17 protein-coding genes are annotated in these 21,817 nt (G+C 67.3%); 9 read left to right on the top strand and 8 right to left on the bottom strand.

The genetic code is table 11. The annotated features are described in order from the left end of the window. Positions 1-12 precede the first annotated feature (12 nt). On the bottom strand, positions 13-954 hold the full coding sequence (locus tag ACNR9W_RS15325) for a ring-cleaving dioxygenase (RefSeq protein ID WP_419268430.1): 942 nt from the start codon (positions 952-954) through the stop codon (positions 13-15). A gap of 123 nt (positions 955-1,077) precedes the next feature. Between ACNR9W_RS15325 and ACNR9W_RS15320 the strand changes: the two genes are divergently transcribed. Both ACNR9W_RS15320 and ACNR9W_RS15315 read left to right on the top strand, forming a co-directional pair. Beyond that, a complete protein-coding gene (locus tag ACNR9W_RS15320) occupies positions 1,078-2,034 on the top strand; it encodes a LysR family transcriptional regulator (RefSeq protein ID WP_419268429.1) in 957 nt (318 codons plus the stop codon). Positions 2,035-2,081: 47 nt separating this feature from the next. Next, positions 2,082-2,267: a hypothetical protein gene (locus tag ACNR9W_RS15315; protein WP_419268428.1), complete on the top strand. Its 186-nt coding sequence runs from the start codon at positions 2,082-2,084 to the stop codon at positions 2,265-2,267. Between the two features lie 19 nt (positions 2,268-2,286). Here the strand turns inward: ACNR9W_RS15315 and ACNR9W_RS15310 are convergent, their stop codons facing one another. Next, the gene (locus tag ACNR9W_RS15310; protein ID WP_419268427.1) at positions 2,287-3,891 is read right to left on the bottom strand and encodes an alpha-glucosidase family protein; all 1,605 of its coding nucleotides are present in this window, start codon (positions 3,889-3,891) and stop codon (positions 2,287-2,289) included. 121 nt (positions 3,892-4,012) lie between these two features. On the opposite strand from ACNR9W_RS15310, the gene glgB reads away from it, so the two are divergent. Genes glgB through ACNR9W_RS15280 form a run of 6 tightly spaced genes read left to right on the top strand, consistent with a single transcriptional unit; the run spans position 4,013 to position 15,036 of the window. Beyond that, positions 4,013-5,956 carry a 1,4-alpha-glucan branching protein GlgB gene (gene glgB, locus ACNR9W_RS15305; RefSeq protein ID WP_419268426.1) on the top strand — a complete coding sequence of 648 codons (1,944 nt, stop codon included), beginning with the start codon at positions 4,013-4,015 and terminating at the stop codon, positions 5,954-5,956. 22 nt (positions 5,957-5,978) lie between these two features. Beyond that, a complete protein-coding gene (gene glgC / locus ACNR9W_RS15300) occupies positions 5,979-7,238 on the top strand; it encodes a glucose-1-phosphate adenylyltransferase (RefSeq protein ID WP_419268425.1) in 1,260 nt (419 codons plus the stop codon). Continuing rightward, positions 7,235-8,662: a glycogen synthase GlgA gene (gene glgA, locus ACNR9W_RS15295; protein ID WP_419268424.1), complete on the top strand. Its 1,428-nt coding sequence runs from the start codon at positions 7,235-7,237 to the stop codon at positions 8,660-8,662. The genes glgC and glgA overlap by 4 nt, the downstream gene beginning before the upstream one ends. Further along, a complete protein-coding gene (gene glgX / locus ACNR9W_RS15290) occupies positions 8,659-10,746 on the top strand; it encodes a glycogen debranching protein GlgX (protein ID WP_419268423.1) in 2,088 nt (695 codons plus the stop codon). Before glgA ends, glgX begins: the two co-directional genes overlap by 4 nt. Further along, complete coding sequence (locus ACNR9W_RS15285) at positions 10,743-12,620, top strand: amylosucrase (protein ID WP_419268422.1); 1,878 nt, start codon at positions 10,743-10,745, stop codon at positions 12,618-12,620. The genes glgX and ACNR9W_RS15285 overlap by 4 nt, the downstream gene beginning before the upstream one ends. A gap of 13 nt (positions 12,621-12,633) precedes the next feature. Continuing rightward, positions 12,634-15,036: a glycogen/starch/alpha-glucan phosphorylase gene (locus ACNR9W_RS15280; RefSeq protein ID WP_419268421.1), complete on the top strand. Its 2,403-nt coding sequence runs from the start codon at positions 12,634-12,636 to the stop codon at positions 15,034-15,036. A 52-nt stretch (positions 15,037-15,088) separates the two neighbouring features. Here ACNR9W_RS15280 and ACNR9W_RS15275 read toward each other — a convergent pair whose 3' ends face one another. Then, the gene (locus ACNR9W_RS15275; protein WP_419268419.1) at positions 15,089-16,453 is read right to left on the bottom strand and encodes an NCS1 family transporter; all 1,365 of its coding nucleotides are present in this window, start codon (positions 16,451-16,453) and stop codon (positions 15,089-15,091) included. A gap of 36 nt (positions 16,454-16,489) precedes the next feature. Next, positions 16,490-17,188: an aspartate/glutamate racemase family protein gene (locus tag ACNR9W_RS15270; RefSeq protein WP_419268418.1), complete on the bottom strand. Its 699-nt coding sequence runs from the start codon at positions 17,186-17,188 to the stop codon at positions 16,490-16,492. A gap of 141 nt (positions 17,189-17,329) precedes the next feature. Here ACNR9W_RS15270 and ACNR9W_RS15265 point away from each other — a divergent pair, with 141 nt between their 5' ends. Further along, a complete protein-coding gene (locus ACNR9W_RS15265) occupies positions 17,330-17,995 on the top strand; it encodes a GntR family transcriptional regulator (protein WP_458478532.1) in 666 nt (221 codons plus the stop codon). On the opposite strand, the gene ACNR9W_RS15260 is transcribed toward ACNR9W_RS15265, so the two are convergent. From ACNR9W_RS15260 to osmF, 4 genes are read right to left on the bottom strand one after another with little or no spacing between them, the layout of a single operon-like run. Further along, positions 17,992-18,729: an ABC transporter permease gene (locus tag ACNR9W_RS15260; protein ID WP_419268416.1), complete on the bottom strand. Its 738-nt coding sequence runs from the start codon at positions 18,727-18,729 to the stop codon at positions 17,992-17,994. The genes ACNR9W_RS15265 and ACNR9W_RS15260 overlap by 4 nt on opposite strands. Further along, the gene (locus ACNR9W_RS15255; RefSeq protein ID WP_419268415.1) at positions 18,726-19,661 is read right to left on the bottom strand and encodes an ABC transporter ATP-binding protein; all 936 of its coding nucleotides are present in this window, start codon (positions 19,659-19,661) and stop codon (positions 18,726-18,728) included. The genes ACNR9W_RS15260 and ACNR9W_RS15255 overlap by 4 nt, the downstream gene beginning before the upstream one ends. Beyond that, positions 19,658-20,812 carry an ABC transporter permease gene (locus ACNR9W_RS15250; RefSeq protein ID WP_419268414.1) on the bottom strand — a complete coding sequence of 385 codons (1,155 nt, stop codon included), beginning with the start codon at positions 20,810-20,812 and terminating at the stop codon, positions 19,658-19,660. The genes ACNR9W_RS15255 and ACNR9W_RS15250 overlap by 4 nt, the downstream gene beginning before the upstream one ends. Beyond that, entirely contained in the window at positions 20,812-21,726 is a 915-nt protein-coding gene (osmF, locus tag ACNR9W_RS15245; protein WP_419268413.1) for a glycine betaine ABC transporter substrate-binding protein OsmF, read from the bottom strand. The genes ACNR9W_RS15250 and osmF overlap by 1 nt, the downstream gene beginning before the upstream one ends. Positions 21,727-21,817: the final 91 nt, after the last annotated feature.

The following is a 21,817-nucleotide window of genomic DNA, read 5'->3' as shown; positions in this document are numbered from 1 at the left end:
GCGGCCCCCGTCTCAGGCCAGCGGTTTCAGCCGGGCCTCGATCTCGGCGCGCCGGTCCTCCAGAAAGGGGGGCAGGGACAGGCCCTGGCCCATCGTCTCCTGCGGCTCGTCCACGTCGAAGCCGGGGCCGTCGGTCGCAAGTTCGAACAGGTTGCCTCCAGGCTCGCGGAAGTAGAGCGAGCGGAAATAATAGCGCTCGACCTCTCCGGAATTGGGCACACGGTGGCCAGCCACGCGGCGGGTCCATTCGGTCAGGGCGGCGGTATCGGGCACGCGGAAGGCGACGTGGTGGACGCCACCCGCGCCCTGCCGCGCCTGCGGCAGGTCCGGCTGCACCGCGACATGCAGCTCCGCCGCGGCGCCGCCTTCGCCCATCTCGAAGACATGGACCTGGCCCTGGCCGTCGGGGCTGGCGTAATCGCGCACCTGGCGCATGTTCATGACCTGGGTCAGCACGGCTGCGGTCGGGGCCAGATCGGGAACCGAGATCGTGATCGGCCCCAGGCCGCGGATCTGGTGCTGGGCCGGGATGTCGGCCTGGGCCCAGGGCCGGCCCTCCGGCAGGGGGGCCGCGACCAGGCGCAGGCGCTGGCCCTCGGGATCCTCGACATCTAGGCTGGGGCGCCCGTCCAGCAGCGCGATCTTGCCCGTCCGCACCCCCAGCCCGCTCAGGCGGCCGGCCCACCAGTCCAGGCTGTCCTGGCCCACGCGCAGGCCGGTGCGGGTGATCGCGTTTGTACCGCGACGTTCGCGCGCGGCGGGCCAATCAAAAAAGGTGATGTCGGTGCCGGGCGTGCCCGCACCATCGGCGAAGAAGAGGTGATAGGCCGAGGTATCGTCCTGGTTCACGGTCTTCTTGACCCGGCGGAGGCCCAGTGTCTGGGTATAGAAACGGTTGTTGCCCGGCGCATCGGCGGTGATGGCGGTCAGGTGGTGGATCCCGGTCAGTTGCATGAGGTGGCTCCTTTCCTTGTCTTGGGATCCATATGGCGCAAAGCTGCCGTTCGCGGCAGCGGGCACAGGCGCAACGCGGCGTTCGCGTATTGCGAACGGGCCGGCATGGGATATGCTGCCCCGATGGGATGGACGATCAGCGACATCGAGACGTTTCTGGCGGTTCTGGATGCGGGCAGCATCTCGGGGGCGGCGGCGCGGGCGGATCTGTCGAAATCGGTGGTCAGCAAGCGGATCAGCGATTTCGAAGCGGCCTTGGGCCTTGCGCTGTTCACCCGCCATGCCGGCCGGATCGCGCCCACCGACAGCGCGCTGACCCTGGCCGAGCGGTTGCGCCCGGCCCTGGCCGAGCTGGTCGCAGCAGCCGAAAGCGTCACGGGGCCTGAGGCCGAATTGCGTGGTCGGCTGGCCGTCGCCGCGCCGATGAGTTTCAGTATCCGCCACCTGGGGCCGGTGATCGCGCGGTTCGCGCAGGCCCATCCGGAGCTGGAGATCGTGCTGGATTACGATGACCGCCACATGGACCTGGGGCGGGCGGGTTTTGACCTGGGGCTGCGGATCGGTCATCTGAAGGACAGCAGCCTGATGGCCCGGCGGCTGTGCGAGGATCCGCGCGCCCTGGTGGCCAGCCCGGAGTACCTGGCGCGGCACGGGCCGCTGGACCGCGCCGCCGACCTGGCCCGGCACAGCGCCATCGGCTATCTGAACGCCCGCCTTGGCGAGATCTGGCCCTTTGGTCCGGCGATCCAGCCGCCGCGCCTGGGCCGCATCACCGCCAACAACGGCGAGGCGATGCGGGATATGGCGATCGGCGGCCTGGGGCTCGCGCTGCTGCCGCTGTTCATCGTCCATGACGCGCTGCGCGACGGGCGGCTGGTGCGGCTGCTGCCGGACCTGCCGCAACGGCCGCTGCCGGTCAGCCTCGTCTGGCCGCCGATCCGGCCGATGCCGCGCAAGACCCGTGCCCTGATCGACCACATCGCCCAGGCCTTTGCCGGCGACCCGCCCTGGCAGCGCGGCCTGTTTGATCCCGCGACCGCCGGGGGGCCGGCCCCCCGGACCCCCCGGCGCAGCGATTGACCGAACCGGTCCGCCCCGACGCCGCCCCGAGACAAGGAAACATGCAGATGATGGTCGATCCGAACGCCCCCTTTTTCCGGCACCTGTGGGTGCGGGTGGCCAGCGTGGTGCTGCCGCTGGCCTGGGCCGTGCTGGAACTGTGGACCGGCAATCCCTTCTGGGCGATCCTGTTTGGCGGCGCGGCGCTGTACCTGGCCCTGGCGCTGTTCGTGTGGCGGCGGCCGGAGGGCTGAGCCCGGCCGCCGCCGAAGCTCAGGCCGACAGGTCCACCGCGCCCGTCAGCCAGGCATGGCCGTTGGCGGGCAGCGTCAGGCGATCCCCTTCCAGTTCCGCCGCGACCGGGCCGGTCATGGCCGCGTCACCCGCGACGGTCAGGGTCACCGGATGCGCCGACAGGTTGAAGACGCAGGTCAGCACCTGGCCCTGGTGGTCGCGCTGGAAGCCCAGGATCGGTTCGGGCAGCTCCAGGAACCGCGCGGTCCCCCACCGCAGCGCGGGCTGCGCCTTGCGGAAGGCGATGCTGGCGCGATAGGCCGAGAGCATGCTGTTGTTCTGATCCTGCTGGCCGGCCACGGCACGGGCGGCCTGAGGGTCCTTGACCGGCAGCCAAGGCTGGCCCGTCGTGAAGCCCGCATGCGGCTGCGAGGCGTCCCAGACCATCGGCGTGCGGCAGCCGTCGCGGCCCTTGATCTCGGGCCAATAGCGCAGGGCGGGGGGATCGGTCAGTTCCTCGAAGACCAGCTCGGTCTCGGTCTGGCCCAGTTCCTCGCCCTGATAGAGGCAGATCGTGCCCGGAAAGGACAGGAGCATCGCCACGGCCTGCCTGGCCAGCGCATCGGAATCGGCGGCGTGTTCGGCCCACCGGGTCACATGCCGGACGATGTCGTGGTTCGAGAAGGACCAGCAGGAATGTCCGTCGGGCGCGTGCTTCTGCACGCCCTGGATGGTGTTGCGGAAATGCCGGGCGGTGAAGGTCCGGCTGAGCATCTCGAAGCTGTAGCACATGTGCAGACGATCGGTGCCGGCGGTGTATTCCGCCATGATGTCGATGGCGGTCTGGCCGTTGTCGCCGACCTCGCCCACCATCATGCGGTCGTCGAATTCGTCGGTCAGCGCGCGCATCCGCTTGAGGAAGGCGACGTTCTCGGGCCGGTTGCGCGACTGGACATGGCGCTGCCAGGCATAGACATCGGGCCCGTCATAGACCGGGTTCGGGGGGTTGTCGCGCAGCTGGTCGTCGTGGAAGTAGTAGTTGACCGTGTCCAGGCGGAATCCGTCGACGCCCCGTTCCAGCCAGAAGCGCATCGTTTCCAGCAGCGCGTCCTGCACGGCCGGGTTCCACAGGTTCAGGTCCGGCTGCTGGATCAGGAAGTTGTGCAGGTAATACTGCCGGCGCCGCGGCTCCCATTCCCAGGCATGGCCGCCGAAGACCGCCAGCCAGTTGTTCGGCGGCGTCCCGTCCGGGTTCGGATCGGCCCAGACATACCAGTCGGCCTTGGGATTGGTGCGGTCCACGCGGCTTTCGGCGAACCAGGGATGCTTGTCGCTGGAATGGCTGATGACCTGGTCGATGATGACCTTCAGCCCCAGTTCATGGGCGCGGGCGATCAGCGCGTCGAAATCCGCCATGGTGCCGAACAGCGGATCGATGCCGGTATAGTCCGACACGTCATAGCCCATGTCCTTCATCGGCGAGGTGAAGATCGGAGACAGCCAGATCGCGTCCGCGCCCAGGGATGCCACGTGATCCAGCCGCCGCGTGATGCCGGGCAGATCGCCGATGCCGTCGCCGTTGCTGTCCTGAAAGCTGCGGGGATAGATCTGATAGATCACCGCGTCGCGCCACCATTCCGTCATTCAGTCGTCTCCTGCATTGTCGGATTCGGGTCATTGAAGCACGGTTCTATCAGCAGGAAAAAGCGAAGGTTAGCGCCAACCGGGCGATTGCCCTCAACTGTGATCCCTCTAGAGTGGGGGCATGGACAGGAAGAACCCACCGCCACGACCGGATGCCCGGGACGACCATCGCTTTGGCCCGGTCCTGGGCGAGGTCGATCTGCATCTGCTGGGCGAGGGGACGCATCGCCGGCTGTGGCAGGCGCTTGGCGCGCATGTGATGACCCATGAAGGGGCGGCGGGCGTCCATTTCGCGGTCTGGGCGCCGAACGCGCGGCAGGTCTCGGTCGTGGGCGACTTCAATGCATGGGACGGGCGCCGCCACCCGATGCGGCGCGTCGGCGGCAGCGGCCTGTGGGAGATCTTCCTGCCCGGCCTGGGCGAGGGGTGCCTTTACAAGTACGAGATCCTGGATGCGCAGGGCGGCGTCCTGCAAAAGGCCGATCCGGTCGGCTTCGGCAGCCAGCACCCGCCCGAAAAGGCCAGCGTCGTGCGCGATATCGCAGGCTATGGCTGGAAGGATGCCGACTGGATGGCGTCCCGCGCGGCCGTGCAGGACCGCAGGGCGCCGATCAGCATCTACGAGGTTCATCTGGGCAGCTGGCGGCGCAAATGGACCGAGGCCGGACGGCCGCTGTCCTACAGGGAGATGGCCGAGGAGCTGGTGGGCTATGCCAGCGACATGGGCTTCACGCATCTGGAGCTGCTGCCGGTCAGCGAATTTCCCTTTGACGGGTCCTGGGGATACCAGCCCGTGGGGCTTTTTGCCCCGACCATCCGCTTTGGCCCCCCGCACGAGTTCCGCGACCTGGTCGAGGCCGCGCATCAGGCGGGCCTGGGCGTGCTGCTGGACTGGGTGCCCGGCCATTTCCCCAGCGACGCGCACGGGCTGGCGCGTTTCGACGGCACCGCGCTCTATGAGCACGAGGACCCGCGCGAGGGGTTCCACCAGGACTGGAACACGCTGATCTACAACTATGGCCGGACCGAGGTGCAGAACTTTCTGATCTCGAACGCGCTCTACTGGTTGGAGGAATATCACGTCGACGGGATGCGCGTGGATGCGGTCGCCTCGATGCTCTATCGCGACTATTCGCGCAGGGACGGCGAATGGGTGCCCAACCGGGATGGCGGTCGCGAGAATTACGAGGCGATCGATTTTCTTCGCAACATGAACATCGCGACCCATGGCGAACAGCCCGGCATCATGACCGTGGCCGAGGAGAGCACGTCCTTTCCCAAGGTCTCGGCCCCGGTCGATGCGGGCGGCCTGGGTTTTGGGTTCAAGTGGAACATGGGCTGGATGAACGACACGCTGCGCTACATGGCGCACGACCCGGTCCATCGGCGCCACCACCATGACCTGATGACCTTCGGGCTGATGTATGCCTTCAGCGAGAATTTCATCCTGCCGATCAGCCATGACGAGGTGGTTCACGGCAAGGGCAGCATGCTGCGCAAGATGCCCGGCGACGAATGGCAGCAATTCGCGAACCTGCGCGCCTTCTACGGCTTCATGTGGGGCCATCCTGGCAAGAAGCTGCTGTTCATGGGCTGCGAATTCGCCCAGCCCGAGGAATGGAACCACAATGGCGATCTGAACTGGCAGGCGGCCGAGTTGCCGATGCACAAGGGCGTGCAGGCGCTGGTGCGCGACCTGAACCGGCTTTATCGCCGGACGCCCGCCCTGCATGTCAAGGATGCGGAAGCGGACGGCTTTCAGTGGATCGCCACCGATCCGGCGCAGTCGACCTATGCCTGGATCCGCCGCGGCGAGGCGGGCGATCCGCCGGTGGTGGTGCTGTGCAACTTCACCCCCGTGCCGCGTCCGGAATTTCGTGTCGGCGTGCCGCAACCCGGCCCATGGCGAGAAGCGTTGAATACCGACGCCACCATCTACGGGGGCAGCGGCATGGGCAACCTGGGCGGCGTTCACGCCGACGGGGCGGGGCAGGACGGGCAACCCGCCTCGATCACGGTCACCCTGCCGCCGCTGTCGGTGGTGATCCTTGTGGCGGGTGAATGAGATTTCGAGGGGGGAGTTGAAGATGGTTGAAACGCAAAGGCTGACACGGCGGGCGATGGCCTTCGTCTTGGCGGGAGGGCGGGGCAGCCGCCTGCAAGAGCTGACGGACCGGCGCGTCAAGCCGGCCGTCTATTTCGGCGGCAAGACCCGCATCGTCGATTTCGCCCTGTCGAACGCGATGAATTCGGGCATCCGCAAGATCGCCGTCGCCACGCAATACAAGGCGCACAGCCTGATCCGGCATTGCCAGCGCGGCTGGAACTTCTTTCGGGCCGAACGGAACGAGTTTCTGGATATCCTTCCCGCCAGCCAGCGCGTGTGCGAACACACCTGGTATCGCGGCACGGCCGATGCGGTCACCCAGAACATCGACATCGTGGACGATTACGATGTCGATTACATCGTCATCCTGGCGGGCGACCATATCTACAAGATGGATTACGAGATCATGCTGTGCGAGCATGTCGAGAACGACGCCGACGTGACCGTTGGCTGCCTGACCGTCCCGCGCGAAGAGGCCAGCGCCTTTGGCGTCATGCATGTCGACGACGACGGGCGCATCGTCTCGTTCCTGGAAAAGCCCGCCGATCCGCCCGCGATGCCCGGCCATCCCGACAAGGCGCTGGCGTCCATGGGGATCTATGTCTTCAAGTGGAGCTTCCTGCGTGACCTGCTGCTGCGCGACGCCGAGGATCCCAATTCCAGCCATGATTTCGGTACCGACCTGATCCCCGACATCGTGAAGAACGGCAAGGCGATGTCGCACCGCTTTGACACGTCCTGCGTCCGCGCCCCGGGGGCACCTGCCTATTGGAAGGATGTGGGAACGGTTGATGCCTTCTGGCAGGCCAATATCGACCTGACGGACTTCACGCCCGAACTGGATCTGTGGGACACGGACTGGCCGATCTGGACCTATTCCGAAAGCACCCCGCCGGCCAAGTTCATCCATGACGAAAAGGACCGGCGCGGCATCGCGATCTCGTCCATGGTGTCGGGGGGGTGCATCATCTCGGGGACCGAGATCCGCAACTCGCTGCTGTTCACCGAGGTGCACACGAACAGCTATGCCATCCTGGATCATGCGGTGGTGCTGCCCTATGTCACCGTCAACCGCCGGGCGCGCCTGCGCAACGTCGTGATCGATTCCCGCGTGGTGATCCCCGAAGGGCTGGTCGTGGGGGAGGACCCGCAGGACGACGCCCGCTGGTTCCGCGTCACCGACCGCGGCATCACGCTGATCACCCAGGACATGCTGGACCGGCGGGCGGCGTCGCTGTGATGCAGGTTCTTTCTGTTGCTTCGGAATGCGCGCCCCTGGTCAAGACCGGTGGCCTGGCCGACGTGGTGGGCGCGCTGCCCGCCGCGTTGGCCGGCCACGGGGTGCGGATGCGGACCCTGCTGCCGGGCTATCCGGCAGTGATGGCCGCATTGCTGGACACGGCCGAAGTCGGCCGCTTCGACGACCTCTTTGGCGGCGCGGCCCGCCTGTTGCAGGGACAGGCGGCGGGGCTGGACCTGCTGGTGATCGACGCGCCGCACCTGTTCGCGCGCAGCGGCGGTCCCTATCTGGCGCCGGACGGCCGCGACTGGCCGGACAACCCGGAACGCTTTGCCGCGCTGTCCTGGGTCGGGGCGCATGTCGCCGCGCATGGCGCGGGGGGCTGGCGGCCGCAGGTGCTGCACGGCCATGACTGGCAGGCCGGTTTCGCGACCGAATACCTGCGCCAGATGGGCGCCCGCGACGTGTGCACGCTGCTGACCATCCACAACATCGCCTTTACCGGATCGACCGACCCCTGGCGCCTGTCGTCGCTGCGGCTGGACCCCGGCCGCTTTCACAGCGAAGGTTATGAATTCTGGGGCGGGATCTCGGCGCTCAAGGCGGGGCTGATGGGGGCGGATGCGCTGACCACCGTCTCGCCCAGCTATGCCGAGGAGCTGATGACCCCGGAATTCGGCATGGGGCTGGACGGGGTGATGCGCCACCGCCGGGACGTGCTGCACGGCATCCTGAACGGCATCGACGAGGATGCCTGGAACCCCGCCACCGATCCCGCCATCACGCCCTATTCGACGCCTGCGGGCAAGATCGCGGCCAAGGCCGCCCTGCAGGCCGAACTGGGCCTGCCCCCGGCCGAAGGTCCGCTCTGCGTGATCGTGTCGCGCATGTCCCACCAGAAGGGGCTGGACCTGATCCTGGAGGTGCTGCCGACCCTGCTGGAGCAGGGCGGCCAGCTGGCGGTGCTGGGTTCGGGCGATCCGGGGCTCGAGCAGGCGTTCCGCCATGCCGCCGCAGATCCGAACGTGGCGGTGCGCATCGGCTATGACGAGGGTTTCTCGCATCGGCTGATCGCGGGGGGCGATGCCATCCTGGTGCCATCGCGGTTCGAACCCTGCGGGCTGACGCAGATGTACGGGCTGCGCTATGGCACGGTACCGGTCGTGGCGCTGACCGGGGGGCTGGCCGACACCGTCATCAACGCCTCGCCCGCCGCGCTGGCGCAGGGTGTGGCGACCGGCATCCAGTTCGCCCCGGTGACCGCGCAGGCGCTGCGCAGCGCGCTGGTCCGCCTGAACAGCCTGTATCGGGACGGGCCGACATGGACGCAGCTGCAGGCCAATGCGATGGCGCAGCCGGTGGGCTGGGGCCAGTCCGCGGCGGCCTATGCCGCGCTTTATGCCGATCTGGCCGGGACTCGATGACCTCAATGCATGCCATTTCGGCCGGTCAGCCGACGCCCCTGGGGGCGACCTTCGACGGCGCCGGGGTGAACTTTGCGCTCTTCTCGCAACATGCCGAACGCGTGGTCCTCTGCCTCTTCGACGGGCACCGCGAGACGCGGATCGACCTGCCCGAACGCGAGGGTCATGTGTGGCATGGCCGCATCGAGGGGCTGCGCCCCGGCCAGCGCTATGGCTATCGCGTCCACGGCCCATATCGCCCGCAGGAGGGCCACCGCTTCAACCCGCACAAGCTGCTGATCGACCCCTATGCCAAGCAGCTGACCGGCACGCCCCGCAACCATGACGCGCTGTTCGGCTTTCGCGCGGGCCATGCCGATGCCGACCTGTCCTTTGATCGCCGCGACAGCGCCCATCACATGCCGAAATCGGTGGTGGTCGATCCCAGTTTTTCCTGGGGCCACGACCACCCGCTGTGCCGCCCGCTGACCGAGACGGTGATTTACGAGGCGCATGTGAAGGGACTGACCGCCGGGCGTGCCGACCTGGCGCATCCCGGCACCTATCTGGCCCTGGCCTCCGAGCCGGTGCTGGACCACCTGACGCGGCTTGGCGTCACCGCGGTCGAACTGCTGCCGGTCCATGCCTTTGCCGATGACCGTTTCCTGACCGACAAGGGGCTGCGGAACTATTGGGGCTACATGTCCTATGGCTTTTTCGCGCCCGAGCCGCGCTACATGCAGACGGGCGAGATCGCCGAGTTCCAGCAGATGGTCGCGCGGTTTCACCGCGCCGGGATCGAGGTGATCCTGGACGTGGTCTATAACCACACCGCCGAGGGGAACGAACTGGGCCCGACGCTCAGTTTTCGCGGGCTGGACAACGCCTCCTATTACCGACTGGCCGAAGATCCGCGTTTCTATGTCAACGACGCAGGGACGGGAAACGTGCTGAACCTGGACAACCCCTTTGCGCTGCGGCTGGTAATGGACAGCCTGCGCTACTGGGTGCAGGTGATGCATGTGGACGGGTTCCGCTTTGACCTGGCCTCGGTCCTGGGCCGCACGCGCGGCGTCTTTGAACGCGACGCCCCGCTGTTCCGGGCGATCCGCCAGGACCCGGTCCTGAACCAGGTCAAGCTGATCGCCGAGCCCTGGGACCTGGGCCATGACGGCTATCAGCTGGGCGCCTATCCCGCCCCCTTCGCCGAATGGAACGACCGCTTCCGCGACCAGATCCGCAGCTTCTGGCGCGGCGATCCGGGGCGGCTTGGCAAGCTGGCCAAGCGGGTGGCGGGGTCTGCGGCACGCTTTGACCATGACGGACGGGCGGCCACCTCCAGCGTCAACTTCATCGCGGCCCATGACGGCTTCACGCTGATGGACACGGTCAGCTATGCCAACAAGCACAACGCCGCCAATGGCGAGGACAACCGCGACGGCCACGGGCACAACCTGTCCGACAACATGGGGGTCGAAGGGCCCACGGACGATCCGGCGATCCGCGCCCGGCGCAACCGCCGCCGCCGCAACCTGATCGCAACCCTGATGCTGAGCCAGGGCACGCCCATGCTGCTGGCCGGGGACGAGCTGGGCAATTCCCAGGGCGGCAACAACAACGCCTATTGCCAGGACAACCCGATCGGATGGGTCGACTGGGACAACGCCGACCCGGTCTTTCTGGACTTTGTCCGCCGGGTGATCGCCTTTCGCCGCGCACACCCGATCCTACGGCAAAGGCGGTTCCTGCACAGCCAGGCCCGCGAACAGGATGGCTTGCCCGACCTGTTCTGGCGCCGGGCCGATGGCGCGGCGATGACCACCGACGACTGGAACGACCCTCACCTGCGCCTGCTGGCGGCCGAGATGCGCATGGCCTCGGGCACGCCGGCCTATGCGGCCCTGACGGGTGCGGTCTTTGTCGTCTTCAACAACGGTCACGGCGCGAGGGTGCGCCTGCCCGACGCGGTGCGGGGCGGGCATTGGCGCCGCCGACTGGACAGCACCCGCGACAGCGACCCCGACGAGCCCGCGCAGGCGGACGAACCGATCCCCGCCGAGAGCGTTGTCGCCTTCGTTCTTACCGACCAGAGCCAGGACAGATGACCCAAGGTCCCACCACCCTCTTCGACATGCGCATGGCGCGCAGTGCCCCCGACCTCTGGCCGATGCTGGAGCGGCTTTATGGCGGGCGCGCCGACTATGACGCCTTCTGCCGGCAGCTGGCTCAGGTGCTGCGCGACGGCTGGGACGCGCGGCCCGCCGACTTGCAGCGGCTGGACCTGATGCGCGACTTGGAGCCCGACTGGTTCCAGCGCTCGCAGATGGCGGGATACGTCTTCTATATCGACCGCTTCGCCGGCGATCTGGCCGGGGTGCATGACCGGCTGGACTACCTGCGCGACCTGGGGATCAGCTATGTGCACCTGATGCCCTGCCTGATGCCCCGCCCGGGCGACAGCGACGGCGGCTATTCGGTGATGGACTATCGCCAGATCAATCCGGCCCATGGCAACATGGCCGACCTGGAGCGGCTGGCGGACGCGCTGCGCGGCCGGGGGATGTCGCTCTGCATCGACCTGGTGCTGAATCACACGGCCAAGGAACATGACTGGGCGCGGCGGGCGGCGGCGGGCGATCCCGAATACCAGGACATGTACCTGATGTTCGACGACGACACGCTGCCCCGCGCCTACGAACAGTCCCTGGTCGAGATCTTTCCCGATACCGCGCCGGGCAGCTTTACCCATTACCCCGAATTCGGCAAATGGGTCTGGACCACCTTCAACGAACACCAGTGGGACCTGAACTGGGCCAATCCGCGTGTCTTCCTCGAGATGGTCTCGATCATGCTGAACCTGGCCAACAAGGGCGTCGACGTGCTGCGCCTGGATGCGGTGGCTTTCATGTGGAAGCGCATGGGCACCACCTGCCAGAGCCAGCCCGAGGTGCACCTGCTGCTGCGCGCCCTGCGCGCCTGCACCCGGATCGCCGCCAGTGCAGTGATCCACCTGGAGGAGGCGATCGTCGGGCCGGCCGAGATGCTGACCTATTTCGGGCGGGGCGAACATGACGGGCGGCAGGGCAACCTGGCCTATCACAACAGCCTGATGGTCCAGTACTGGTCGGCCCTGGCCACGCGCGACACGCGGCTGATGACGCATGTTCTGGACACGCATTTCCCGCCCGTGCTGACCAACGCCACCTATGCGACCTATATCCGATGCCATGACGATATCGGATGGGCGGTGACGGACGAGGATGCCGGCGCCCTGGGCCTGTCGGGGCCGGCGCATCGCGCCTTCCTGTCGGATTTCTACGACGGCAGCTTTCCAGGCAGCTTCGCGCGTGGCGAGTTGTTCCAGGTGAACCCCGAGACGGGGGACAGGCGCATCTCGGGCAGCTTCGCCTCGCTGGCCGGGCTGGAGGCGGGGCTGGCCTCGGGCAATCCGGGCGCGGTCGACCTGGCGATCGATCGCATCCTGATGGGCCATGCCCTGATCGCCAGCTTTGGCGGCATCCCGCTGATCTACATGGGCGACGAGCTGGGACTGACCAACGACCACGGCTATCTGCAGGTGCCGGAGCACGCGCATGACAGCCGCTGGCTGCACCGACCGGCGATGGACTGGGACCGCGCGGCCCGCGCCAGCGCCGACCCGGCCTCGGCCGAAGGCCGCATCCTGCACGGCACCCGCGCCATCCTGCAGCGCCGCCGCCAATGCGACGGGCTGCACGGGGCGCATCCGACGCAGATCCGGGACAGCGGCAATCCGGCGGTCTTTGCCTTTGCACGACTCGCGCCGAGCGGGAGCATAGTTTGCCTTTTCAACTTCACCGAAAGCTGGCAACAGGTGTCGGGCGACTGGTTGCGCTTTCAAGGCGTGGCGGCTATGCGCGACATCCTGTCTGACGCGACGGTGGCGCTGCATGACGACATGCTGGTCCTGCCGCCCTATGCTCGCGTCTGGTTGTCCTGATTTTATCCAGCCCATGAGGCCGAATTTGTCCCATTCTCTCTCGGCGCAGGACCTGCGCGATCAGATCCTGCATCACCTGACCCACACCCAGGGCCGGGGTCCGGAATTCGCAACCGTTTTCGACTGGCGCCTGGCCGTCAGCTATACCGTGCGCGATCTGATGGTGGGCCCCTGGGTCGAGGCGATCCGCGCGGCGCGGGATCAGGGGGCCAAGCGGGTCTATTACCTGTCGATGGAATTCCTGATCGGCCGCATCCTGGGCGACGCGATCGTCAACCTGGGGCTGGAGCCCGCGATGGCCGAGGCGCTGACCCTGCTGGGCCTGGACGAGCAGGAGATCCTGGACGACGAGCCCGATGCCGCACTTGGCAACGGCGGCTTGGGGCGGCTGGCGGCCTGCTTTATGGAATCGCTGTCCTCGTTGCATTGCCCGGCCTTCGGCTATGGCATCCGCTATGAACACGGGCTGTTCCGGCAGCGGTTCGAGGGCGGCCAGCAGGTCGAGACGCCCGAGGACTGGCTGAACCAGCCGCACCCCTGGGAATTCGTGCGCATCGACTACAGCTACGAGATCGGGTTCAAGGGCCATGTCGAAACGGTGGACGGACGCGCCGTTTGGCATCCAGGCGAAAGCGTCATCGCGCGCGCCTATGACACGCCGGTGATCGGCTGGGGCGGAACCTGGGCCAACAGCCTGCGGCTGTGGGGCGCCCATCCCACCACGCTTCTGGACCTGCCGCGCTTCAACGCGGGCGATTACACGGCTGCGGCCGAACCCGAGGCGCTGGCCCGGACGCTGTCGCGGGTGCTGTACCCCGACGACACCACCGAATCCGGCAAGGAGCTGCGGCTGAAGCAGGAATATTTCCTGACCTCGGCCGCGCTGCAGGACATCCTGCGCCGCTTTCTGGCCGAACATGGCGAGGACCTGGACCAGCTGCCCGAAAAGGTGGCGATCCAGCTGAACGACACCCATCCGGCCATCGCCGGCCCCGAACTGATCCGCCTGCTGATGGATGTCCACGGCCTGTCCTTCGACCGCGCCCGAGATCTGGCACAGCGGTCGCTGAACTACACCAACCACACGCTGCTGCCCGAGGCGCTGGAGCGTTGGTCGACTTGGCTGATGGGCCGCGTGCTGCCGCGCCACATGCAGATCATCCAGATGATCGACGAGGATCACCGCCGGGCCACCAACCGCCCCGCCCATGTCGGCATCGTCCATGGCGACCAGGTGCATATGGGCGAACTGGCCTTCATCATGGCGGGCCGCGTGAACGGCGTGTCGGCGCTGCACACCGGCCTGGTCAAGGACACAGTCTTTGCCGACCTGCACAAGCTGCATCCCGACCGGATCGTGAACCAGACCAACGGCGTCGCGCCGCGCCGCTGGTTGCGCATGGCGAACCCCGCGCTGGCGCGGCTTCTGGACGACACGATCGGCACCGGCTGGACCGCCGACCTGGACCAGCTGAAGGGGCTGGAGCCCCATGCCGAGGATGCGGGCTTCCGCGACCGGCTGCGGGCCGCCAAGCGCGCCAACAAGGTCTGGCTGTCGAACGGCCTGCTGACCGATCTGGGGGTCAAGGCCGACCCCGATGCGATCTTCGACGTCCAGATCAAGCGGATGCACGAATACAAGCGGCAGCTGCTGAACATCCTGGAGGCGATCGCCCTGTGGGGCCGTATCCATGACGATCCGAACGGCGACTGGACCCCGCGCGTCAAGATCTTCGGTGGCAAGGCGGCACCCGGATACTGGCTGGCGAAATCGGTGATCCACCTGATCAACGACGTGGCCGCGACGATCAACAGCGATCCGGTGACATCGAAATACTTGCAGATCGCCTATCCGCCGAACTACAACGTTTCGATGGCCGAGGACCTGATCCCCGCCGCCGACCTGTCCGAACAGATCAGCACCGCCGGCAAGGAGGCGTCCGGCACCGGCAACATGAAGTTCACCATGAACGGCGCGCTGACCATCGGCACGCTGGACGGCGCGAATGTCGAGATCCGCGAACTGGTCGGGGCCGAGAACTTCTTCCTGTTCGGCCTGACGGCGGCCGAGGCCGAAGCCGAGAAGGCGACGCCGGGTCATGCCCGCACCGCCATCGAGCGCAGCCAGGACCTGAAGGTCGCGCTGCAGCTGATCGCCGAGGGGCGGTTTGGCCGGGCCGACAGCTATTATTCGCTGCTGGACCGGACCTGGCACGACGACCCCTTCCTGGTCGCCTCGGACTTCGACGGCTATTTCGACATGCAGCGGCAGGTGGACCGGGCCTATCGCGATCCGACCAGCTGGGATCGGATGGCGGCCCTGAACATCGCGCGGTCGGGCTTCTTCTCGTCGGACCGGACGATCCGGGGCTACATGCAGGACATCTGGCATGCCAAGCCGGTGACGTCCGCCTGACATGCGAAAGCCCCCGCCGTGGCGGGGGCTTTCCTGGTGCCGTCACCCGTGTTCAGTCGCGGAAGCGGCGGGCCGAGGGCAGAACCTGCATCAGCAGGTAATAGCTGAGGCCCGCCGGGATCAGGCTGGCGTACCAGCTGACCCCCGAAAAGATCAGCGCCACGACGACACCCACCGCGGTGGCGATGACCGCCGCGGGGTTGATGCCGCGATAGGGACCGGCGGCATCATAGAGCTTGTCCAGGTCCAGCGTCTGGCGGCGGATCACGTAGTAATCCACCACCAGGATCGCGAAGATCGGTCCCAGGAAGGCGCTGTAGGTCTGGATGAACAGCCCCAGCCCCGCTGCCGATTCGTCGCGCACCAGCAGCCAGGGGAAGGTCGCGAACGCCAGCAGGCCCACGATCACCGCCGCCGCCTTGAACGGCAGCTTGAACACGTCCATCATTGCATAGGCGGGCGGCACGACATTGTTGAGGATGTTCGTCGTCACTTGTGCAAAGGCGATGAACAGCAGCGTCACGACCAGCAGGATCTTGTTGTCCACGGCGCTGGCAAAGACGCGGATCGGATCGACCTCTCCGGTCGCGCTGGAGACCATCAGGCCGATCAGCCCCATGAACAGCGTCGCCGGCAGGATCGAGTTGGCATAGATCGCCACCTGCCGTCCCGGCCCGACCCTGTGCTGCAATTCGCGCGAATAGTCGGACACGTTCAGCATCATCGTCGAATAGACGCCCAGGAACAGCATCGTGGCCCCCCAGAAGGGCGCGCCCCAGGTGCCCTCGGCCTGGATCAGGTTGGTGCTGATCTGGTCGCCGTAACGGCCGATCACCGAAAAGAACATGTAGACCAGCGCGCCGATGATGAAGACCGCGCCGATGTTCTCCAGCCACTTGATGCCGTGAAAGCCCAGCACCGACAGGCCGATCTGCAGGAACTGGAAGCCGATGAAGAAGACCCAGATGTTGGAATAGCCGAACATGGTTTCCGCCACCAGGTTCAGCGCCCCGGCGCCGATCCAGCTCTGGAACCCGTACCACACGATTGCCGGGACCGAGCGCACCAGCGCCGGCAGCCGCGTCCCCGAAAACCCATAGGCGGATCGCGCCTGCACCATGAAGGGGATGCCGTATTTATGGCCCGCGCGGCCGTTGATCATCAGCGCCACGCCGATCACCGTGCAGCCGATGGCGATGGCCAGCACGGTCTGGATCAGGTTCAGCGTGCCCACCAGGCCCGATCCGACCGTGAAGGTGCCGATGCTGACGCAGCCGCCCAGCCAGGCGAACAGGTAGGACCAGGGGTCCATGATGCGCACCTGCTGCGGGGCCAGCGATTCCTCTCCGAACTTCTTGTCATCCGCGCCCTGCGCCGCAAGCGGCGCGTGGTCCGCGGCCATTCCCGTATGGGTCATGTGTCAGACTCCCTGTCTGAGATGTGGCGGTTTTTCTTATTTTTGGATCGGCTGCGCGTAGGCGCCGATCTTGGAGGTCCTCAGCCCGGCGCCCACCAGCGCCTCGGCGAATTTCGTGGCGACGGTCACGCCGTCGATGACCGGGATGCCGGTCTCCTCGCTCAGCCATTCAGTCAGGTCCGACATGCCGGCACAGCCGAGGACGACGGCCTCGCAACGGTCCTCCTCGATGGCGCGCAGGATCTCGGCCCGGACCAGCTGGCGGGCATTCGAGCCGGGCTCCTCCAGCGCCAGAACCGGAATCGCGGCCGAGCGCACCCGGCGGCATTGGTGACCGAGGCCATATTTCCGCACCAGTTCCTCGATCACGGGGACGGATCGCGGCAGAGTCGTGACGATGGAAAACGACGTCGCGATCATGCTGGCGGCCTTTACGCCCGCCTCGCAGATGCCAAGCACCGGTCCGGTTGCCACCTCGCGGCAGGCGCCGATGGCCGGGTCGTCGAAACAGGCGACGACGATGGCATCCGCGCCCTGGGCCTCGGCCTGCTGCACCTCGCGCAGCAGGTGGGCGGCAGACATGACCTCGTCGTAATGGCCCTCGATGCTGGCGGGGGCGCCATGGGCGGTGCGGCCCTCGACCTCGACGCCGTGGGCGGCCACCGCGCGGGCCGAGGCGATGATCTTGTCGGTCATCGTCTGCGTGGAATTGGGGTTGATGACGACCAGTTTCATCGGTCTCTCCGTTCCTTGAGTCGGAACTTTGTTACCACTGATTGTTAACAATCCATAACCTTTATTTCCTGCCCATTCCTTGGGCGAAACAATGTTGCGGCGGCTTTCGGAAGATGCAATTTGGAAGGGATGGAAAAGCCCTTGGAAACGCTTATCGTCGACAGCATCCTGGACGCCATCGCCGACCAGCGGCTGCAGGCGGGCACCAAGCTGGGCGAACAGGCGCTGTCCGATCTATTTGCCTGCAACCGGGTGCATGTGCGCCGGGCGCTGTCGATGCTGACAGCCTGGCAGGTGGTGGATCACCTGCCAAACCGCGGCGCCTATGTCGCCACCCCGACACCTCAGGATGCCCGCGACGTCTTTCAGGCCCGCCGCGCGATCGAGACGACCATCTGTCGCAATGTCATCCGTCTGGCCTCGGACCAGGACATCGCGGCACTGCACCAGCACCTGGCGCAGGAGGATGCGGCGCGGGGGCAGGACAACCGCCCGACCAAGATCCGCCTGTCGCGCGGCTTTCACACGCTACTGGCGCGGATCGGCGGCAATCCGGTCCTGGCGCGCTATCTGGACGAGCTGACGATGCGCAGTTCGCTGATCATCGGGCTTTACGCGACGGGGCCCGGGACGCTCTGTGCCGAGGACGAGCATGCCCGCATCGTCGCCGCCATCGAGGCGCGGGACGAGGCGCAGGCACTGGCGCTGCTGGACCAGCATCTGCGCCATATCGAAGCCGGGATTAGGTTCGACGACAAGCCGCCGTTGCCGGGCACGCTGTCCAAGGTGCTGGGACCGGGCTTCTAACGGTTCAGGCCCACGCGCCGGGCGGCCGTCCGCTCCAGCATCTGGAAGCCTTCGTGGATCAGCACGGCGATGATGCCCACGACCATGCCGCCCTGCAGCACGAAGGCAGTATTCGACGACAGAAGCCCCGCGATGATGACCTCGCCCAAGGTGCGGGCCGCCACGGTCGAGCCGATGGTGGCCGTGCCAAGCGAGATCACCGCCGTCAGCCGCATCCCCGTCAGGATCACCGGCAGCGCCAGCGGCAGATCGACCTGCCACAGCCGCTGCCACGGGGTCAGGCCCATGCCGCGCGCAGCCTCGGCCACGTTCGGGGGCTGGCCGGTCAGGCCCGCCAGCGTGTTCTCGAACACCGGCAGCAGTCCATAAAGGAACAGCGCGACCAGGGTGGGCCCCGCACCAAAGCCCATGATCGGCACCGCCAGCGCCAGCACGGCGACGGGCGGAAAGGTCTGCCCGACCGAGGTAACGGTGCGTGCCAGCGGCAGGAACTCGCGTCCGGCGGGCCGGGTGACCAGCACCGCCAGCACCAGCGCCACCGCGGTCGAGGCCGCCACCGCCAGTCCCACCAGCACCAGATGCGACAGCGTCAGCGACAGCAGCGAGGTCTGGGTGTAGATGGCCGGCGCGTTGTTGCGGGTCACGGGCTGGAACAGCCAGGCAAAGCTGTCCGGACTGGCCAGAAAGGCCAGCAGGAACAGCACGGCCGCCGCCAGCAGGACCCGTCCGGTCATTCGGCGGCCCGGGCCAGGGGGGCGGCCTGCGCCCGCAGCGCCGCCAGCGTCACAACGCCGCCGCCTTCCAGGGGCAGGGCGTCGCGGCCGCTCCACAGGCATTCGGCCAGGGCGTCGCGCAGGCTGGCCTCGCGCGCGATGGGCAGGCCCTCTGCCTGGCCCTCGGTGGCGATGGCATGGGCGGGGGTCAGCGACAGCAGGTGGAAGGGCCGCTGGTCCAGCCCGATCAGGTCACGGACGAAGGGCGTGGCGGGGGCGGTCAGGATCTCGGCCGGCGGGGCATACTGGACCAGACGGCCCTTGTCCATGACCGCGATCCGGTCGCCCAGGGACACGGCCTCCTCCATGTCATGGGTGACCAGGATCAGCGTCGTTCCCAGCTGCCGCTGGATCTGGCGCAGGTCGTCCTGGGCCTTGGCGCGGATCACCGGGTCCAGCGCGCCAAAGGGCTCGTCCATCAACAGCAGGTCCGGCTTGGCGGCCAGCGCCCGCGCGACGCCCACCCGCTGCTGCTGGCCGCCCGACAACTCGTGCGGCATGCGGTCGCGAAAGGCGTCGGGGTCCAGCTGGAACAGCGACAGCAGCTCGTCCACGCGCTCGCGGATCTGCCCGGCGGTCCAGCCCAGCAGCCGGGGCACGGTGGCGATGTTCTGGCCGACGGTGCGGTGCGGAAACAGCCCGTGGCCTTGGATGGCATAGCCGATGCGGCGGCGCAGCAGGTAGCCGGGCAGCGCATGCGTGTCCTGCCCGTCGATCAACACCTGGCCGCTGGTCGGTTCCACCAGCCGGTTGATCATGCGCAGCAGCGTGGTCTTGCCCGAGCCCGAGGTTCCGACCAGTGCCGCGATCTGGCCGCGTTCGACCGTCAGGCTGACATCGTCCACCGCCGCCGTCCCGTCGTAGATCTTCGTCAGATTGCGGATCTCGATCATGGGCGGTCTCCTTTCGGGCGGCGCGAGGCGGCCTCGACCAGCAGGTCCATGGCGATGCCCGCAATCAGGGCCAGCGCGATGGTGGGCAGGGCCCCCAGAAGAACCAGATCCATGGCCGTCTGGTTCAACCCCTGAAAGACAAAGGTGCCAAAGCCGCCGCCGCCGATCAAGCCGGCGATCACCGCCAGCCCGATGTTCTGGACCAGCACGATCCGCACCGCCGCCAGCAGCACCGGCAGCGCCAGCGGCACCAGCACCTGCGCCAGAACCTGGACACGGGTCAGGCCGAGGCCCGTCGCGGCCTCCTGCGTGGCAGGGCTGACGCCCATGAGGCCGGTCAGCGTGTTCGAGACGACCGGCAGCAGCGAATAGAGAAACAGCGCCACCAGCGCAGGAAAGACGCCGATGCCCGACACGCCGGCCTGCGCGGCCCCCGGGACGGTGGCCGCGATCCAGCCGAAGATCGGGATCATGATGCCGAACAGCGCCAGCGACGGGATCGTCTGCAGCACGTTCAGGACCGACAGGACCGGGCGCCGCAGCGCGGGCGACTGGTGGATGCCGACGCCAAGCGGCAGGCCCACCGCCAGCGCGAGCCCAAGCGAGCCGAAGGCCAGCAGCAGATGCGCCTGCGCCTCGCGCACAAAACTGTCCCGTCGCACCGCGTATTCGCGCATCACCGACACGCCCTCCAGCGCGCCCGAGGCCAGCAGCCCCACGACCAGTGCCAAGGCCCCGCCCAGCAGCATCCAGCGCAGGATCAGCGAAGGACGCAGCCGCGCCAGCGCATCGGCCAGCATCAGGGCAAAACCCAGCAGCAGCAGCCAGAAGCCGGTGGCGGGGGCGACGCGCGCCAGGGTGTTGTCGGGGGGCGTCAGATGGGTCGCGGCGGCGCCAAGCGACAGCAGCACCGCCACCACAGCCGCCAGCGCCAGGACCAGGCGCAATGTCGCGCGCCAATGCAGGCAGCCGGCCAGCAGGATCGCCGCCAGGGCCGCCGCCAACGGCCAACCCGCAGGCAGGGCGCCGGCAAGCGTGATCCCTTCGCCCGGAACGATGCGGTTCGGCTTGAACTGCACCAGCGGCAGGACCAGACCCGCCAGCCCGATCAGGGCAAACAGCAGGCCGGGCCGGTCCAGCCGGGCGGTCATCAGTCGAGGAAACCGGCGGTCGTCAGAAAGTCACGGGCCACGGCATCGGCGGGTTCGCCGCCGATCTGAATGCGGCCGTTCAGCTCCTGCAGGGTTTCCAGGTCAAGCGCCTGGAAGATCGGGGCCAGGACCTCGCGGATCTGGGGGTGCGCCTCAAGGACCTCGGCCCGGACGATGGGGGCGGGCTGATAGACGGGCTGCACGCCCTTGTCATCCTCCATCACCACCAGGCCGGCGGGCGCGATGCCGCCGTCGGTGCCATAGACCATAGCCGCGTTCACGCCCGAGGTCTGCTGCGCCGCCGCCGCGATCGTGGCCGCCGTGTCGCCGCCCGACAGCTGCACCAGTTGGTCGGGGCTCATGGCAAAGCCATAGGCCTCCTGAAAGGCGGGCAGGGCGGCGGCCGAGGTCACGAACTCGGTCGAGGCGGCCAGCTTGATGTCACCGCCCCCGGCGATCCATTCGCCCATCTCGCTCATCGTGGTCAGGTCGTTCTCCTGCGCCAGGTCCTGGCGCAGCGCGATGGCCCAGGTGTTGTTGGCCGGTGAAGGCTGCAGCCAGACGATGTCGTTCTGTTCCAGGTCCAGCTCGGCGACGCGGGCCAGTCCAGCCTCGGCGTCCTTCCAGACGTCGCTGTCAGCCTCGTTGAAGAAGAAGGCGCCGTTGGCGGTGTATTCGGGATAGATGTCGATCTGCCCCGAGGTGATCGCGTCGCGCATGATCGGCGTGCCGCCCAGCTGCAGGCGGTTCTGCACCGGCAGCCCGGCATCCTCCAGCGCCATCAGGATGACATTGCCCAAAAGCCCCCCTTCGGTGTCGATCTTGGACGACACCGTAATGTCCTGTGCGGACGCGGCGGCAACGCCCAAGCCCAGGAACGCGGCTGCGGCAACAAGGGGGGTGATGGATGTCATGAAGGGTCTCTCCTGTCGCGGCGCGGAATGCGGCATGTTCGTACGACCGGCGACAAGGGCCGGCGCAATCCCGTAATGTCCGGATTGGGCA

This window comes from Paracoccus sp. T5 (genome assembly GCF_048538155.2).
Classification (GTDB): domain Bacteria; phylum Pseudomonadota; class Alphaproteobacteria; order Rhodobacterales; family Rhodobacteraceae; genus Paracoccus.
This window is presented reverse-complemented; position numbering and strand designations above follow the sequence as displayed.